13 protein-coding genes and 3 pseudogenes are annotated in these 16,662 nt (G+C 63.7%); 11 read left to right on the plus strand and 5 right to left on the minus strand.

Features of this window, described 5'->3' with window-relative positions; genetic code table 11:
- The first annotated feature begins 352 nt into the window (after window positions 1-352).
- The 5 genes and pseudogenes from GFS60_RS05505 to GFS60_RS05525 all read left to right on the plus strand — a co-directional run bounded on the left by GFS60_RS05505 (window position 353) and on the right by GFS60_RS05525 (window position 5,389).
- Window positions 353-1,186, plus strand: coding sequence for a TauD/TfdA dioxygenase family protein (locus GFS60_RS05505; protein WP_159919479.1), 834 nt, complete (start codon window positions 353-355; stop codon window positions 1,184-1,186).
- 30 nt (window positions 1,187-1,216) lie between these two features.
- Entirely contained in the window at window positions 1,217-1,783 is a 567-nt protein-coding gene (locus GFS60_RS05510) for a nuclear transport factor 2 family protein (RefSeq protein ID WP_159919481.1), read from the plus strand.
- Window positions 1,784-2,144: 361 nt separating this feature from the next.
- Entirely contained in the window at window positions 2,145-3,008 is an 864-nt protein-coding gene (locus GFS60_RS05515) for an SDR family NAD(P)-dependent oxidoreductase (RefSeq protein WP_159919483.1), read from the plus strand.
- A 376-nt stretch (window positions 3,009-3,384) separates the two neighbouring features.
- A pseudogene (locus GFS60_RS05520) lies at window positions 3,385-4,668 on the plus strand (IS3 family transposase); the annotation flags it as partial.
- A 346-nt stretch (window positions 4,669-5,014) separates the two neighbouring features.
- Window positions 5,015-5,389, plus strand: a complete 375-nt coding sequence (locus GFS60_RS05525; protein ID WP_236603381.1) for a transposase — start codon at window positions 5,015-5,017, stop codon at window positions 5,387-5,389.
- A 60-nt stretch (window positions 5,390-5,449) separates the two neighbouring features.
- On the opposite strand, the pseudogene GFS60_RS40295 reads toward GFS60_RS05525, so the two are convergent.
- Window positions 5,450-5,827, minus strand: a pseudogene (locus tag GFS60_RS40295) (transposase); the annotation flags it as partial.
- 79 nt (window positions 5,828-5,906) lie between these two features.
- The gene (locus GFS60_RS05535; RefSeq protein ID WP_236603382.1) at window positions 5,907-7,307 is read right to left on the minus strand and encodes an ABC transporter substrate-binding protein; all 1,401 of its coding nucleotides are present in this window, start codon (window positions 7,305-7,307) and stop codon (window positions 5,907-5,909) included.
- A gap of 420 nt (window positions 7,308-7,727) precedes the next feature.
- Between GFS60_RS05535 and GFS60_RS05540 the strand changes: the two genes are divergently transcribed.
- From GFS60_RS05540 to GFS60_RS05565, 6 genes and pseudogenes are all read left to right on the plus strand, one after another.
- Window positions 7,728-9,266, plus strand: coding sequence for an acyl-CoA synthetase (locus GFS60_RS05540; RefSeq protein WP_397518016.1), 1,539 nt, complete (start codon window positions 7,728-7,730; stop codon window positions 9,264-9,266).
- Between the two features lie 138 nt (window positions 9,267-9,404).
- A complete protein-coding gene (locus GFS60_RS05545; RefSeq protein WP_159919489.1) occupies window positions 9,405-10,184 on the plus strand; it encodes an enoyl-CoA hydratase-related protein in 780 nt (259 codons plus the stop codon).
- On the plus strand, window positions 10,181-10,978 hold the full coding sequence (locus GFS60_RS05550; RefSeq protein ID WP_159919491.1) for an enoyl-CoA hydratase/isomerase family protein: 798 nt from the start codon (window positions 10,181-10,183) through the stop codon (window positions 10,976-10,978). Before GFS60_RS05545 ends, GFS60_RS05550 begins: the two co-directional genes overlap by 4 nt.
- 43 nt (window positions 10,979-11,021) lie before the next feature.
- Window positions 11,022-12,527 carry an AMP-binding protein gene (locus GFS60_RS05555; RefSeq protein ID WP_159919493.1) on the plus strand — a complete coding sequence of 502 codons (1,506 nt, stop codon included), beginning with the start codon at window positions 11,022-11,024 and terminating at the stop codon, window positions 12,525-12,527.
- Between the two features lie 43 nt (window positions 12,528-12,570).
- Window positions 12,571-13,036: pseudogene (locus tag GFS60_RS05560) on the plus strand (ISL3 family transposase); the annotation flags it as partial.
- A 15-nt stretch (window positions 13,037-13,051) separates the two neighbouring features.
- Window positions 13,052-13,534, plus strand: a complete 483-nt coding sequence (locus tag GFS60_RS05565) for a helix-turn-helix transcriptional regulator (RefSeq protein WP_397518017.1) — start codon at window positions 13,052-13,054, stop codon at window positions 13,532-13,534.
- A 222-nt stretch (window positions 13,535-13,756) separates the two neighbouring features.
- On the opposite strand, the gene GFS60_RS05570 is transcribed toward GFS60_RS05565, so the two are convergent.
- The 3 genes from GFS60_RS05570 to GFS60_RS05580 all read right to left on the minus strand — a co-directional run bounded on the left by GFS60_RS05570 (window position 13,757) and on the right by GFS60_RS05580 (window position 16,594).
- On the minus strand, window positions 13,757-14,779 hold the full coding sequence (locus GFS60_RS05570; protein ID WP_159919495.1) for a LacI family DNA-binding transcriptional regulator: 1,023 nt from the start codon (window positions 14,777-14,779) through the stop codon (window positions 13,757-13,759).
- A gap of 172 nt (window positions 14,780-14,951) precedes the next feature.
- On the minus strand, window positions 14,952-15,734 hold the full coding sequence (locus tag GFS60_RS05575; protein WP_159919497.1) for an SDR family NAD(P)-dependent oxidoreductase: 783 nt from the start codon (window positions 15,732-15,734) through the stop codon (window positions 14,952-14,954).
- On the minus strand, window positions 15,731-16,594 hold the full coding sequence (locus tag GFS60_RS05580; RefSeq protein WP_159919499.1) for a sugar phosphate isomerase/epimerase family protein: 864 nt from the start codon (window positions 16,592-16,594) through the stop codon (window positions 15,731-15,733). The genes GFS60_RS05575 and GFS60_RS05580 overlap by 4 nt, the downstream gene beginning before the upstream one ends.
- Between the last annotated feature and the right edge of the window lie 68 nt (window positions 16,595-16,662).

A 16,662-nucleotide genomic window follows, 5' to 3' on the forward strand; every position in this document is an offset into this window, starting at 1 on the left:
AAACCGCCGCGGCCAATGGGCTCGGCGACGACGGCAGCTAACAAGGATAGGTCTGCAGCACAGCGGTTCCGAGCTCGATCGTCGAGGTGGCGCTGCCGGCCCCCCGAGGGCTGGCAGTGGATCACTCGCGACCGTGCTGGCGCACCAGACGGAGGTGAACCCGTCCGCCTCGGTCTGCTGGGCTTGCCGCACCATCTTGTCAGTCGACGAAGCGCCGCCGGTCAGTGCTATCAGCATGATGCATCCTCCGTTGCCGCCACTAGAAGAAAATGTTCCTTTCCTCAGTCGGTAACTACGCTAGCTATAACAGAGAGTGATATTCTCGTTCTATCCAGCTGCCTCAGGAGGAACCGTGTTCGCCAACGCCACCCCGATCACCGCCACCATCGGTGTCGAGATCACCGAACTGCCGGGAAGCCACCTCGTCGACGACCGCGGCGCAGCCCGCTGCCGGGCCGCGCTGGACCAGTACGGCGTCGTTGTATTTCGGGAAGCCCACATCGACGACGACGATTTGGTCGCACTGAGCCGCCTCCTCGGCGACGTGGTCGTGGCGCAGGTGGGTGGGCAGGACGAGCACCCGGAGATATCAGCCATCAGTCTGGATCCGGCCAAGACCGTGTTGGCGTCCCTAAACCAGGGCACATTCCACTGGCACATCGACGGCGCCACGGACGCAGTGCCACAGAAGGCGACCTTGCTCACCGCACTGGAGGTGTCCGACGAGGGCGGCGACACCGAGTTCGCCAACACCTACGCAAGCTACGAGGCGCTAGGTGACGACGAGAAGGCGGAGATCGCCGACCTTCGGGTCGTGCACAGCTTCGCGGCAGCGCAAACGTTGGCCAATCCCGAGCCCTCGGACAAGCAGCGGGCGGCCTGGGACCGGGTGCCGACACGGGAGCATCCACTGGTCTGGACCCGCAGCAACGGGCGTAAGTCGTTGCTTCTTGGCGCGACGGCGTCTCATGTCGTCGGCTGGCCGGAGGACAAGGGCCGGGCGCTTCTCGACCGCCTCCTCGACTGGTCGACGCAACCTCGATTCGCGTTGCGGCATCACTGGCGGCGCGGCGACCTGGTGCTGTGGGACAACACCGGAATGCTGCACCGCGCCGTCCCCTACGCGCCGACGTCTGCCCGCCTACTGCACCGGACGACCTTGATCGGCGAGGAAGCCGTCGCCTGACCATTTCCGGTTCGACCCGTAAGGAGACCTATGACCACCGACGAAGACGTAATTACTCGGTTGCAGCGTGATGTGCAGTATTTGATGGACCGATCGGAGATCCTCGACTGCGTGTCCAAGCACTCTCGCGGCTGCGATCGGCACGATTCCGACCTACTTGGCAGCACCTATCACGTCGACGGTGTCGACGAGCACGGCACGAGCACCAATTTGGGGCCGGACTATGCGCGTTGGGCGAACGCCGTGCACGCGGCCTCCTCTCGCGCCCACACCCACAACGTCACCACTCACACTTGCGAGATTGACGGCGATACCGCTCACTGCGAGAGCTACGTGCTGGTGGGACTGCTCTATCAGGACGGCACCACGGTGCAATTGCTGAACGGCCGCTATCTCGATCGACTCGAACGACGTGAAGGTACGTGGCGGATCGCGGTCCGGCGATCGACCGTCGAATGGACCGCGACCGCCGACGCCTCACTACTTCAATCACCGTTCTTCACAAAGCAGGCGTTCGTCAAGGGCACGCGGGACAAGGACGACCTCTCCTACCAACGCCCGTTGTTCGTCGACACTCCAGCGCCCGAGCGTTGGTGATTGGCAGCGCCGGGTGCGTGTCGAAATCATTCGAGTCGGTCCCGAACAACATTAGTCTGCCTGCTAATTGCGCAGACGGTGCGCGCAAGTGCTGAGTCGATTGATCACGCGCAACGGGTGTTTGCGATGCCCGGTACAGCGCGAAGCCGAAGACCGTGATCGCCCGCCTCAGGAGCCCGCCCCTTCTGTCGTGGATCTGATCGGGTAATTCCGGGATCGTATGCTAAGTAATTGGCTCGCAGTAGTTTTCGGGTGGAAAGATGGGAAGACGCCTTCTTTGCAAGTAACCGCGATCGTGTCACCGTGCCGTGCGAGGTAGCGAAAATGGCCAGGGATCATCGATGCCGAAGTAGGAGGACTTATGTCAGTTAATGGGGTGGTGGCAGTGGTCACCGGAGCAAGTCGCGGCGCTGGAGCCGGTATCGCACGGGCGCTGGGCAGTCACGGTGCCACGGTCTACGTCACCGGGCGATCCGAGAGCGCCGGCGATTCGGCACGGCCGGGCACCATTGGCGAAACCGCGGACCTCGTCACGGCCGCCGGTGGTCGAGGCATCGCTGTACGCGTTGACCACAGCGATGACGAGCAAGTGAAGGCGTTCTTCGATCAGGTCGGCCGCGACCACGGACGTATCGACATCCTAGTCAATAACGCCGCGATCATCCGCGATGAAATGATGGGCCGTACGAAGTTCTGGGAGGAGCCCCTCAATGTTGTCGACACATTCGACGTCGGACTACGAAGCAGCTATGTGGCTACGGTCTATGCCGCCCCGTTGATGCTCTCACATCAGGGTGGGCTGGTGGCCTTCACGTCGTCATCGGGCGCTGTCCACTATGCCTTTGGCCCTGCCTATGGTGTCCCAAAGGCGGGTACAGACAAGATGGCGGCCGACATGGCGTACGACTTCAAAGAGTTTGATATCGCGGCCGTTTCAATATGGATGGGTTCGCTACTCACCGACCGTGTAAAGCAGATCATCGCGAGCAACCCGGCGAAATTCGGCCACATTCTGGACAGTGCCGAGACGCCGGAGCTGACCGGCCATGTCATCTGGGCCCTTTTCAATGATCCTGAGCTCATGGCGATCAGCGGTCAAACTCTCATTGGTGCAGAACTTGCGGTCAAGTACGGCATAAAAGACGCTGGAAATCGCCAGCCCCCATCCTACCGGCAGCTTTTCAATGTTCATCCGAACAGGCAGTACAGCCACGTCATGAGATAAGTCGGGCAACTTGATTATTGCTGCAACGACAGTTGCGATGTCCAAATCCGTAGTGGCTGGCACGGGATTTGGTGAGACTGGCGCGGCGCCGGGTCTGTCACTACCTCCTCTGTCAAGCAGCGATGGTGACTGATAGCGATTGGTCGGTGAGTATGGCACGGAAGACGACGTGGGAGAGTCTGATGTTGTTGCTTCCGCACCACCGTCACCGTCGGCTTTTGTGGCGGGCCAAGAGTGCGCGTGCATCATCGGCTGCGTCACGGTGAGTTTGAGTCCAGCGGTTCACAGCCACCGCCCGCAGGGCAAGATGAGGCTGCATCCTTGGAGTGGACACCCCTGACAATGGTTCCAGTGGAGAGCCAGGAGGGATGTCGAGGTGGGACGCCAGTCTCTGTACACGGAGGAATTCCGGAAGGACGCGGTCGCGCTGTACCGCGCGGCCGATGGTAAACGCACGCACGCGGCGGTGGCCGCGGACCTGGGCATCAGTGGCGAGACGCTGCGGACGTGGGTTCGTAAGGACGCCGCCCGAGAGGGACGCCCGGACGCCCGCCGCATAGCCGGTGGGGAGACCGAGTCGGACGAGCTCGCGCGCCTGCGGGCAGAAAATGCTCGGCTGCGGGGTACGGAGAAGGAATGGCAGCTCGAACGGGAGATTCTGCGCCGGGCAGCCGCGTATTTCGCATCAAGGAGGTGAAGTGAAGACCCGCCGCTGGGACTTCATCTCCGACCTTTGCGCCGAGTTCTTCCGTGCTGCGGCTCTGCTGGGTGCTCGGGACCTCCCGCTCCGGCTACTACAAGCACCTGGCCACCGAAGATGCTCGTGCCGAGCATGCAGCGGAGGAAGCCGCGACCGTCGCCGAGATCCGCGCCATCCATGCCGAGCAGCGCAGCGCCTACGGCGCCCCGCGCGTGCATGCCGAACTCCGGTCCCGCGGGCACAGGATCAACCGCAAACGGGTGACCGAAGCTGATGCGGATCCACCACGTCGTCGGCCGGCACCTGCGCCGCAGCAAACGCACGACGATCGCGGACAGGTCGGCTCCACTCGTTCCGGATCTGGTGATGCGGGACTTCACCGCTACAGCGATGAATACGAAGTGGTGTGGGGACGTTCCCCCAAGCACTTCTTGCAGGGAGGTACCCCCACCTACATCCCGGTGGGATCCTCGTGGTTGTATCTGGCCACGGTGATCGACATCTGCTCACGCCGGGTGGTGGGCTGGTCCATCGCCGACCCTCCCCCAAGGACTCCGTCCAGGGGGTACCCCCATGCGCACCGAGCTCGTCACGGACGCGATCGAGATGGCGGTACGCACCCGCGGTGGCGACGTCGGTGGTGTCATCTTCCACAGCGACCGCGGATCATATTACACCGCAGCAGCTTTCGTTGATGAATGCCGCCGCCTTGGGATCCGGCCGAGTCGAGGTCGGGTCGGCTCGAGTGACGACGATGCTCTCGCCGAGTCGTTCTTCCAAGGACTCAAGAGGGAATGGCTGCACGGACGGAGCTGGACGTCGAAGTCGCAGGCACGGCTGGACCTGTTCGACTGGCTCTCGTACTTCAACCGACGTCGCCGTCACTCCGCCCTCGGATACCTCACCCCGGTCGAGTTCGAACAACGACTGATCGCGTCGTCTACGCTGTCAATCGCCGCAGAAATCGGGTGTCCACTCCCGAGGGGCAACCTCAGACCCTTGCCACACCCCCGCACCGGAGAATTGACCGATTTTCTGTTCGTCGCGCACGGTCGCCGCCTCGGCCAGACCCGGCTGCACACTGGACTGCTCCCGCCGTCGAGTCCTGCGGGCTGCGCGGGACCGGCGGCGCACCGTTTGGTGGTGACCCCACATCAGCTACGGCATACCTGAGCCACCGAGCTCGCCAACGCCGGGATGAGCCTGCAAGCATGGATGGCGCTGCTCGAGCACGTCTACTCCCCAGATGACCCTGCGTTACGCCACCCCGGCCTCGCCGACGCTGCGCGACGCCTAGGACCAGGCCATGGGCAAGATGCGCCGCCGGTTCACCCTCACCCCGGTCGGCAAATCCATCGTCCCCGACACCATCAGCTGGCTCGGCAGCGATATGCTCAAAACCCTTGTTGCCCAAGGCTACTGCTCCCGCCACGAAGCGGCCGGCGCCTGCCCCTACGCCAACATCTGCGAAACCTGCGCCAACTTCGTCACCGGACCCGAGTTCCGCGGCGCGCTCGAGGCGCGACGCACCGACATCCAGGCCCTCGAGGCCGACGCCCGCGACCGTGGTTGGCTCGACGAAGCCGCCCGCCACCACGGCGTCGCCGACGCCCTCACCGACCACCTGCACCGCCTCGACCGCGCCCCGCTACGGACGCCGCCTACCAACGGCCATATCTAGCACCGACGACTCCCACCGTCACAGGTGGAGAGCACTGCAGGGCACCGACGAAGAGGTTGAGGACCGCCCGCAGGTCGACAAGAACGCCTGCTCGGCCCCGACCACCTCGGCCATGAGCTGCTCGGCTCTCGAGAGATAACCGTTACTCGAATTCCGGTCGTTGAGTCCGCCGGACGCGAGCACATCCGAGCGGAACGAGTCGTTGCCGGCTATTCTGCTCCGTAGTTTCTTGAGTTCCTTCGCTGCCTCGGCGTCCATACCGGAGTACTGGCGACGCCAGTTGTACAGCGTCGCCGCCGACACCTCGAGTGCGGCGGCGATCTCCTCGTCGTTCTTGCCTTCCGCGGCCAACTCGTCGGCCCGGCGCAGCTTGCACACGATGTCCTCCGCCGAGTGACGTTTGCGCCGCGAAATGATCCCTATCGTCCTCGCCCTCACCAGGGCAATCAGGACTCTAGAACAACTCGGACCTACTCGCAGGGGGGCACGCCACCTGCAGCAGGCTACCGGCTGCCCATCAGTTCAGCCACAACTGTTCCGGCAGTAGTGATCCGACCGTGTACATCTCGATTCCGTGGACGTTCTTGCCTGAAACGTAGGTCGGTGAGGACCGGGTGTACCACAGCACCGGGTTCAGTTCGACCAGCCTGTCCTGCACCACCTGGTAGGCAGCGGTGCGTGCTTCCACTGTTGTGGCGATGCGGCCGGCGTCGAGTGCCTCATCGAGTTGGGGATCACTGATCCCGGTGTAGTTGCCACGCGAGGTCGAGTGGAAGACACTCCACAACGACGAGTCCGGATCCTGCACTGTAGAGGACAAGATGACCATGTCAAAGTCATGGGCCGCGATCCGCGGCACCCCGGCTGCGAAATCGATGATCTCCACGTTCGCCTCGACATTGTCGAGCACAGTCAGTTGCGTCTGAAAGGCTTCGGCCACCGCCCGGTTCTCCGGCGTCGAGTACGCCAGGAACGTGAACGACAGTGACTTGCCTTCTGCAGCGAGTTCATCGAGCAATTTCTGGGCATCGGCACGATTGGTGGTCGGTAGCGGGGTGTCGGTATAGAACGGCGATCCCTCGATGAAGAGGGTTTCGGGCACCTCACCCGCCCCGTTGTAAACAGCGGCATTGATCGCGTCCCGATCCAACGCGAGTGCCAGGGCGCGGCGCGCACGCTCGTCATCGAATGGCGCCGATCGCACGTTCAGCCCGATGAACTGCCCTCCACCGGTGGGCACGGTCTCGGACGAGAGCCCTGCCGCCTCGGCCTTGGCGATACTTGCCCCGCTCGCCTCCGAGGCAAGGTCGGCGCTACCCGTGGTCATCGCGTTGACCCGCTGATTGGTGTCGGTGGCCGAACGAATGGTGATGCCGTCCAGATATGGTCGAGGTGCGTCCCAGTAATCGGGGTTCTTCGTCAGTTCGATAACACTCTGCCGCTGCCAGTTCACCAACGTGAACGGCCCGGCCCCGACCGGCTCGGCATTGAAGGCCTCGGTCCCTTTCTGCAACGCAGTCGGCGACGCAATCCAGTTCATCCCGCTGGTCACCAGCGACTGCGCGAAGTTCGGATTCGGTGACACCATAGTCACCTTCAACGTCATCGGGTCGACCACTTCGGTCGATGCCACCTGTGCCGCGGGCGGCAACGACGGCGACGCCACCGAGGGATCACGCAACCGATCCCAATTGAACTTGACCGCTGCCGCATCAAGAGGCGTCCCGTCGGTGAACATCAATCCCGGTCGCAACATCAACGTGAATGTCCTGCCCCCATCCGAAGTGGTGAAGTCGGTCGCCATCTTGTATTCGATGTCCAACGTCTCTTCGTCGTTGATCATCAAGGTCCCGTACAACGCATTACCCAGCAGCCCGTTCGCAACCCACACGTTGATCAGAGCAGCCGGATCCATCATGCGGGGTTCACCCCCCTGAACCACCCGTATCGTCCCACCGGGCACGGGCTCACCTTCCAAAGACGGACCACCCCCACCTTCGGAATCCGCCCCCCCACAGGCGCTGAGTAAGAACAAGGCGGCAAACGCCGCCGCAAGAATGCGTTTGTGTCGGATCATGAAGACCTTTCGATCTGAAGGACTCGGACGGGGACTCGCTGTCATTGCGGCTGTCACGAACCCGGTACCAGGGGATGATTCTGGCGTCGCTCATTGACAGGAACTGTCTTGCGGCATTGCCGCGCAATGTAGGCGATCGTGAGAACGATACTCTCAATAGGCAGAATTCGGTTCTGAATTGTGCAAACATGGCATTTACCAAAGTGGACGCGGCGAATGCACGCGGCGGCCGGCCCGTCCTGCGAAAGGAATCACATGGAGATGACACCGAGTTATCACGCCCGACGCACACCGGATCATCCGGCCATCGTGATGGGAACAAGCGGCGAGATCGTGACATATCGGCAACTGGAAGACCGTTCTACTCGATTCGCCAGTGCACTGCGTACACGCGGGCTCACAGCGGGCGACCACATCGCAATCCTGATGGAAAACACTCGATCCTTTCTCGAGATCGCCTGGGCTGCACAACGGTCGGGCCTCTACTACACAGCCATCAATCGGCACCTGCGCCCAGACGAGGTCCAGTACATCCTCGATGACTGCGGTGCGGTCGCCCTCATTGCAAGCGAGTCGACCAGCGACGTGGTGACCGAACTCGACCTCGAGGGCGTTCGGGTCAAGATCGCCGGCACCGGCGAGATCGACGGCTTCGAGCGTTACGACGACGTCCTCGCAGCGTCGAGTGCTGGGCGTCTCGCCGATGAGAGCGAAGGTCGCGAGATGCTCTACTCATCGGGCACGACCGGACGGCCCAAGGGAGTCCGGAAGCCGCTGCCTCAGACCCCCTTCGGCGATCCGTCGTCGGCACCGGTGCAGATCGCCCAGGGAATGCTCGATCACAGTTCCTCCGGCGACGTCGTCTACTTGTCCCCCGCGCCCCTCTACCATGGTTCACCGCTGGTCTTTTCGATGTCGTGGCAGCGCGCCGGTGCAACGGTGGTATTGATGGAAGGTTTCGACCCACACAGGTGCCTGGAGCTGATCACAACCTATCGGGTCACCGACGCTCAATTCGTTCCGACCATGTTTGTGCGGATGCTCAGGCTTCCGGAGCAAGAACGAACACAGTACGACCTTTCGAGTCTGCGCAGTGTCATGCACTCCGCCGCGCCGTGCCCGATCGCCGTCAAACGGCAGATGCTCGGCTGGTGGGGACCGATTATCCACGAATACTATTCGGGCACAGAAGATGTCGGAGCATCTTCCATCACCGCTCAGGAGTGGCTGACGCATCCGGGATCGGTCGGACGGCCGCTGCAGAAATGTCACATCGTGGGCGAGGACGGACAAGAGCTGCCGACCGGCGCCTCCGGGGTCGTCTATTTCGAGGGCGGTCGTCCTTTCGAGTATCACAACGATCCGGAGAAGACCGCGTCGGTGACCGACATTCACGGCTGGCGCACCATCGGCGACATGGGATACCTCGACGAGGAGGGCTATCTGTATCTCACAGACCGCAAGGCCCACATGATCATCTCCGGCGGCGTCAACATCTATCCGCAGGAAACCGAGAACATCCTTGCCGGTCACCCGCTGATCGCCGATGTCGCAGTGATCGGCGTGCCCGACGAAGAGATGGGCGAAGCTGTGAAGGCTGTCGTCCAGCTCGTGAATCCGCCGGCCACCGCCGACACGGAGGCGACGCTGATCGAATATTGCCGTAAGGAACTGGCCTCGTACAAGTGCCCGCGCAGCATTGATTTCGTCGATGAACTGCCGCGTGACCCGAACGGCAAGCTGTACAAACGTCGTCTACGGGAGCACTACTGGGCCGGACGAGACAGCCTCATACTCTGACGCTCCCTACGGTCCGATCGGGCCGGGCGCACACAGACCCAGCACCCGGCCATTCCCGACCGGACCGCCCGACCACCACCATGGACAGTCGCCCGTCTGTAAACCAGACGCCGAGCCCCCGAGCCAGGAGTGAAGTGCATGGGACAGTTTTGCGTTGTCCGAACAACCGGGTCCGTCTTGCACGTGACCATCGATCGCCAAGATCGGTGCAATGCGCTCAGCAGTAGCGCCAGCCATGAACTCGGCGCCGTCTTCGACGAGTTCGAGCGCGACCCGGCCTGTCGCGTCGCGGTTCTGACCGGCGCCGGCGGCAGGGCATTCTGTGCCGGGGCCGACCTGAAGGAGCCCGGCCGTGCGGGCCCCGACGGCGCAGTCCCGAGTTCTGGTTTCGGCGGACTCACCAACCGGTTCAACCGGACCAAGCCGGTGATCGCCGCCGTCAACGGTGCTGCGATGGGCGGCGGGTTCGAACTCGCCTTGGCCTGCGACCTCGTTATAGCGGTTGATCACGCCACCTTCGGACTTCCGGAAGCACGAGTTGGGCTTGCCGCGCTCAGTGGTGGGATCCAGCGCCTCATCAACGAGATCGGCCCGACCCGCGCACGCGGGATGCTGCTCACTGGTCGCCACCTTTCTGCCCGTGACGGACTACGATTCGGCTTTGTCAACGAAGTCGTCGCAGCCATTGACCTGGCCGACACCGTCAACGCCTGGTGTGACGAGGTGATCGCATGCTCGCCGGCGTCGATCCAGACCACGCTGGCCATCGCCAATGCCTTCGACGGCAGGAGCGTCGAAGATTCCATGAACGACATGTGGTCGATGAACGCGGTCCAAGAGCTCTACTCCGGCCCGGACGCGCGCGAGGGCACTGCGGCTTTCGCCGAGCGCCGGACCCCGACCTGGAGCGAATCATGACCAGCGGAGATACCGAACCAAGTTCCGCCGCAGATGAATCGGTGATCACGATGCGCGTCGGCGCGGTCGCGGTGGTCACTCTCAACCGCGAGAGGCGGCGCAACGGCGTGACGATCGAGATGTGTGAGCAACTCCACCTGAGGCTCAGTGAGATCGCGTCGAGCGACGCCAAGGTTGTCGTGATTCGCGGGTCGGGGAACGACTTCTCGGTGGGTGCCGACCTTACCGAAGACTCCGCCGCACGGGGGCCATCCACCCTCGAACGATTGGGGCACACCTATCACGCCTCGACGCTGCTTCATTCCATGCCGCAGGTCACCATTGCCGCCATCGATGGTGCCTGCGCCGGTGCGGCAATGGGTTGGGCGTGCGCTTGCGACTTCCGATTCGCCTCCACGCGAGCACGGTTCAAGACCGCCTTCCTCGACGTCGGGGTGTCCGGCGACATGGGACTGGCGTGGTCGCTCATCCGAATCGTCGGCGGCGCCCGCGCGCGAGAGCTACTCCTCTTCCCAGAGAAGATCTCCGCTGAAGCTGCTCATGATCTGGACCTCGTCACCCGGCTGTTCGCACCCGAGAGCCTGCACGACCGAGTGATGGGCCTGGCCGAGGAACTGGCCGCGCGACATTCCTTCCCGCTGCGGATGATGAAGGCGAACCTGATCTCGGCCGAAACCGCTGACATGCCGAGCTATGTCGACATCGAATCGGCCCGGCACCTGCACACCGCCACCGGGCCATCTCTGGTGGCGGGTATCGAGAGTTTCCGCAGGCGCAGCACTCCCAGCCCCTAACCCGCGATGACAAGACCGTTCCAACCACAAGCCAGAGGGGCTCATGTCCACAGAACACATCAGCTACACCGAACTCGCCGACATGCCGGCTCGTCAGATGTCGATGGGCCTGGCGCTGAGCTGGCACGCCGCTCGCGATCCGCACCATCCGGCACTGACCATGAACGGGATCACCCTGAGTCGACTGGAACTGGATCGCGCCGCAAACCGGCTGGCGCGTGATCTGGCGCAGCGTGGGGTCGGGCGTGACGACAGGGTGGCCGTGGTGCTGCCTACCGGCCCGAAACATCAGATCACCTGCCACAGCCTGTGGAAGCTCGGTGCCACAGTTGTCCCGCTGCCCGCGAGAGTCGTCGAATCCGAGTTGGGTCAGCTCGTCAGCGCTGCCCATCCCGCGCTGATCATCGGAGCCGAGCTAGACGAGTATAACTGTCTCACAGCTGATTTCGAGCCAGATTCGGATCTACCGGACGGTCCACTCCCGGAAGTGGTTTCGACGCAGTGGAAGGCGAGCACCAGCGGCGGGAGCACCGGCAGCCCCAAGCTCATCGTCGAAGACCGCACCTCGCTCATCCATCCCGAGCAACCCATACCGATCCTGCACATGCGCGGCACCGACGTCCTCTTGCATCCCGCCGGCGCCTACCACAATGCGGCGTTCTCACAGACGAACTGGGCTCTTTGCTGGGGCATCCACGTAATGCTGATGGAACGATTCGACGCCCGGGAATGGCTACGGATCGTGCAAGACTACAAAGTCTGCTGGGCGTATCTGGTTCCGACGATGATGAGCAGAATCCTGTCGCTCCCTGCGGACGTTCGCGAGAACGCGGACGTCTCGACACTCCGGATCGTCATCCACATGGCGGCGCCGTGTCCTCCGTGGGTCAAGCAGGCATGGATCGACTGGATCGGACCCGAGGCGATCTGGGAGATCTACGCCGGCACCGAAGGGTACGGCGCGACGATGATCAGCGGTCCGGAATGGCTGGAGCACCGTGGTTCTGTCGGAAAGGCACCCCCAGGCACGGAGATTCGCAACGACGAGGGCCGAGTGTTGGGCGCCGGTGAAATCGGCACGGTCTGGTTCAGCCCACCCGTCGGTAACCCGTTCGGACATTCACTCGAATACCACACATACGGCGATGTGGGTTCGATCGATGAGAACGGCTACCTCTACCTCGCGGATCGCCGAACCGACCTCATTCTGACCGGTGGCGTGAATGTCTACCCCGCTGAAATCGAATCGGTGCTCGAGCAGGCACCCGGCGTGGTCACCGCCGCCGTGATCGGCCTGCCCGACCCCGATCTGGGCGCGGTGGCCCACGCCATTCTCGAACTGGAGCCAGGTCTACCCACCCCGACATCCTCTGACCTCACGACATTTGTCCGGACCCGTCTGTCCCCCGGAAAAGTGCCTTTCACCTACGAGGTGGTCAGTGAGTCACTGCGCGACGAGGCAGGAAAACTACGGCGCAGTCGGTTGCGCGACGAGCGACTCGCCACCGACAGGCACACCTATCTGAAGTTACTTCCTGGTACCTGCTGATCGCGTTGGCGTAACCGAGAACCGAGGACGGCCATCCCCAGCCGCCCGGGTCACCCCGCGGGCGAAGACCATGATGGCCGCCGCCGTCCTCGACGGCGACCGCTCGGTGGCCGCCGTCGCCGCCGAGTACCGGTGCGGGTGGCACACCGTCCACGGTCGGGTCGACACCGTCGCCGTCACCGCACTCGACACCCCACCGGCCCCGGTGCGGGTGCTCGGCATCGACGAGACCCCACCGCGGCAAGGCGAAATGGGAAACCGACCCGATCACCGGAACCCGTCGGTGGGTGGACCGGTGGGACATCGGCCTGGTCGACATCGCCGGCGACCAGGGCCTGCTCGCCCAGGTCAACGGACGCAACTCCACGACGGTGATCGGCTGGCTCCACCAGCGCAACGAGCAGTGGTGGCGGCAGATCACCCACGTCACCATCGACCTGTCCGGCGTCTATGCCAAGGCGGTGCGCGAGGCGCTCCCGAACGCCGAGATCATCGTCGACCGATTCTATTCCGACGTCCGGGTTATGCCGACCTGGTCGGTGTCCCACCGATCCACCCACGACCGTTGTCCGGTGTCGGGGCAGGTCTCTCACTTAGCCTTCCCGTGTCGGGTCTCGTCGATGCCGAGGACGACGACCCGCTCGGGTTCGATCTCGAGGATCGGATCGGCGGTCACGACCACCGCGGTGTGGCAGAAGGTCCTCGACCACATCGAGGCCTTCCCCGGTTCTCAGTACACCATCGGTGATCTCGCGGTCATCGCCGGCGTCGGCGCACGCCAACTGCAGAACCTCTTCAATGAGCAGTTCGGGATGTCCCCGACCACCTACATCCGGCAGATACGCCTCGACGGCGTGCGCGCGGACCTCCAACGAGGCGACGAGACCACGAAGATCAGCGACGTGGCCTTCAACTGGGGATTCAACCACCTGGGGCGCTTCGCCAACCACTACGAGCGCAAGTTCGGCGAAACACCCTCCCAAACGTTGAGAGCAGCGCGCAGGTAGTCCCACATCGAACATCTGAATAGGCACCGATCACGGCAAGCCACTGCACAGGGCCCAAAGGACAGCAGTCATGATCAGTACCCGCGCATCGTTCGCGTGGCAGAAGCGGTTCCGCGTTCTGGTCCGGGATTGCCGATCGTAAGTGGGAGACTTAACCTGGCAATGTCGAACCAACGCAGCCTTAACCGTTTTCGGTGAGCTGGCGCACCTGCTGTTGCCGTTTTATCCCGTGGACGCCGCGCACTGGGGGGCCGGTCCGGTGGTACCTCGCACCTGGAGACTGACCGGGAAGACTCGCTTGCTTGGCTGTTCCGGTGCGCTGTCATCAAGTCGGGCGAGGAGGAGTCGGACCGCTTCGGCGGCCATGTCCTCGATGGGCTGGTGAACGGTGGTGAGGTTGATCATTGCCCACCGTGCTTGTGGTGAATCGTCGAAGCCGACCACGGACAGTTCGGCGGGTACGGACACGCCGAGGCGTGCGGCCGCGTCCAATGCTGCAAACGCCAATTCGTCTGTGACACAGTAGATCGCAGTGGGTGGGTGGTCCATCGACAGCAGTGATGTCGCCATGTCCACACCGTGCTGGTGAGTCATGGTTGCTCGCCGGATGTAGTGGTCGGGTAGGGCGATACCACGGCGTTGGAGTGCTTGCCGGGCGCCGTCTTCGCGGGCGGCACCATTGGTGCGGTCGCGCGGTACCGACAGTATCGCGATGTCGCGGTGACCGAGTGCGGTCAGGTGGTCGATCACCAGCTCGCCAGCGCCCTCGTCGTCGGAGAGGACCACTTCGAGAGACAGGGTGGGATCGTCGCGGCTCAGGAGCACCACGGGGGTGTTTCGTTCCAGGACTCGGCGTACGGTGCGGGATTCTCGGCGAGCGGAAACGAAGATCATGCCGTCCACTGTCGCCGGATCGAGCACGTCCACGCTGTCGACGCCCTCAGGGACGTCCGGGTCGCGAATAAGGGCCATTCGATAACCGCGTTCGCTGAGACGGTGTTGAATGGCGTCGACGACCGTCGGGTAGAACGGCGACTTCAGATCGGCGACCACGACACCGATCGCCCGGGCACGTCTGGTGACCAGGCTGCGCGCTGCCGAGTTGGGGACGTAACCAAGTTCCCGTGCTGCGGCGAGAACCCGTTTGGTCGTCCGCTCGGCGACGGCGGGATCTCCTCGCATGACACGGGAGACTGTCGACTGGCTCAGTCCCAGGTAGGCGGCGAGATCGACACTGGTTACCACGTGCGGATCATACCCAATGGGGGGTCGGGTTCGGATGACGCCGTCGCGGGCTCCGAGGCCTGGGGGTGGTGCCGTGTGGTCGGCGTCGAAGTATGCGCTGGCAACGTCCGTACCTCCGGTTCGGCCCGGCCGAGAGCGGTGCCGGGCCGACCCGGATGCGGCTACCCATCTGTCAGGCGGTGTTCCGGCCACCGCTGAGGTCCAGTGTCTGTCCGGTGACGTAGCTGGCCTCGGTCGAGAGTAGCCAGGTCGCCAGGGCGGAAAATTCTGCTGTGCTGCCGACCCGGCCCATGGGAACCCGGGAGAGGAGTGCGGCGTTGCGTTCGGGACTGAGGTCGTCGAGCATGCGGGTGTGCATCATCGAGGGTGCGATCGCGTTGACGGTGACGTTGTGTGTGGCGACCTCCTTGGCGGCAGTTTTGATTAGGGACACCACGGCCGCTTTCGATGCGGAGTAGGCGGCCTGGAAGGGATTGCCCTCCCGAGCCGAGATCGAGGACAAGATGGCCACCCGGCCGTAGCCCTGCTCGGTCAGTGTGGGAAGTAGTGCGGCGAGGCCGTGGAAGCAGCCGTCGAGGTTGACACTCATGGTCTTCGACCAGCCCTCGAAGGGCATGGCCGTGATCGTGGTTTCCGGTCCCTGGATGCCGTGCGCGAAGAGTGCGCCATCGAGGCGGCCATGGGTGACCAACACTCGGGCGACCGTCTCGTCCCAGGCCGCACGGTCGGTCACATCGAGAGCCGCGATGTCGCGGTCCGTTCCGTCGCCGTCACCGACGACGTCGGTGCACACCACCGACGCGCCTTCGCGTATGAGCCGGTCCACGGCCGCCGATCCGAGGCCACCGGCGGCGCCGGTGACGAGGATGACGCGGCCGGCGAATCGGCCGGGATAGAACGTCGAGGGGTCGGCGGTGGTCACGTGCAGGAAGGGGGTGGTGTCAACTGCGGTCATCGAAGGGCGTCCGTTCGTTCGGTGTCGGTGGTCACAACCACCTGTTGTGTTGCGGTCATGAGTCTGTGCAAATGTTCTGTGATGCCGTGTGATTCGACGAAGGTGACGTCGGGAACTTCCACGCTGACCGGGACGCCGGGGAGCGCCGCGAGGATCTCGATCAGGGGAAACGCGCCCTTTCCGGGCACCTGACGGGAAGCGCGTGATTCGATCTGGCGGTCGGACCCATTGGTGTCCTGACCGAGGGGCATCCGCGTCGGCGCCTCGAGGTGCGGGACCGCGGCGGGACCGTCGCACAACTGGATTACCTGTATCGCTCCCTGTGGAGCGGTCGCGAGGTCGCCGACGGTGCCCCCGGCACGGACGAAATGCAGGACGTCGAGCATGATCCCGCACCCGGTCTGTTCCGCCACGGCAGCGGCGGCGCGGAAGGTGTCGACCTTTTGATACGAGATCGGCTCGATCGAGGCGGTGATATCGAACTCGTGGGCATCGCGCACCAGCGCGGCCAGGGAATCGGTCAGCCGATGCCGGTCGTCGTCACCGCCGATCACGTTGAGCACCCGTGCCCCGAGAACGGCTCCGGCCTCGAGCACCGGCATCCACTGGTCACGGCCGCGGACTCCGTCCAGGGTGAACACCTCGACATCGAACACGCTCACACCGGTGCTGTCGAGACGGGTCCGTGTCTGCGCTGACATCGGCGAGCCAGCGGCCATGGGGTACCGGGTCTCCGACGCGGTAGCGGGATGCACCCGCGCCCCGACGGAGGTGAATCCGCAGTCGGCCGCGGCCTCGACCAACTCGGGAGGGGGGAGATGCAGAGCCGACAGATGGGCCAGCCCGATGGGTCGTGTCATGAACGGTCCTTTGCGCGCTTTCGAAGGGGAGTTGACGGACAGCTGCGCCCTACTTATGCTGTGAATCA

It is taken from the genome of Rhodococcus sp. WAY2 (assembly GCF_009859915.1).
In the GTDB taxonomy this organism is placed as follows: domain Bacteria; phylum Actinomycetota; class Actinomycetes; order Mycobacteriales; family Mycobacteriaceae; genus Rhodococcus_F; species Rhodococcus_F oxybenzonivorans.

Bases quoted from the DNA above. Each gene is read 5' to 3' on its own strand.
- GFS60_RS05510 (WP_159919481.1), top strand. From the start codon at position 1,217: ATGACCACCGACGAAGACGTAATTACTCGGTTGCAGCGTGATGTGCAG.
- GFS60_RS05515 (WP_159919483.1), top strand. From the start codon at position 2,145: ATGTCAGTTAATGGGGTGGTGGCAGTGGTCACCGGAGCAAGTCGCGGC.
- GFS60_RS05525 (WP_236603381.1), top strand. From the start codon at position 5,015: ATGGGCAAGATGCGCCGCCGGTTCACCCTCACCCCGGTCGGCAAATCC.
- GFS60_RS05535 (WP_236603382.1), bottom strand. From the start codon at position 7,307: ATGATGGATCCGGCTGCTCTGATCAACGTGTGGGTTGCGAACGGGCTG.
- GFS60_RS05540 (WP_397518016.1), top strand. From the start codon at position 7,728: ATGACACCGAGTTATCACGCCCGACGCACACCGGATCATCCGGCCATC.
- GFS60_RS05545 (WP_159919489.1), top strand. From the start codon at position 9,405: ATGGGACAGTTTTGCGTTGTCCGAACAACCGGGTCCGTCTTGCACGTG.
- GFS60_RS05550 (WP_159919491.1), top strand. From the start codon at position 10,181: ATGACCAGCGGAGATACCGAACCAAGTTCCGCCGCAGATGAATCGGTG.
- GFS60_RS05555 (WP_159919493.1), top strand. From the start codon at position 11,022: ATGTCCACAGAACACATCAGCTACACCGAACTCGCCGACATGCCGGCT.
- GFS60_RS05565 (WP_397518017.1), top strand. From the start codon at position 13,052: ATGCCGACCTGGTCGGTGTCCCACCGATCCACCCACGACCGTTGTCCG.
- GFS60_RS05575 (WP_159919497.1), bottom strand. From the start codon at position 15,734: ATGACCGCAGTTGACACCACCCCCTTCCTGCACGTGACCACCGCCGAC.
- GFS60_RS05580 (WP_159919499.1), bottom strand. From the start codon at position 16,594: ATGACACGACCCATCGGGCTGGCCCATCTGTCGGCTCTGCATCTCCCC.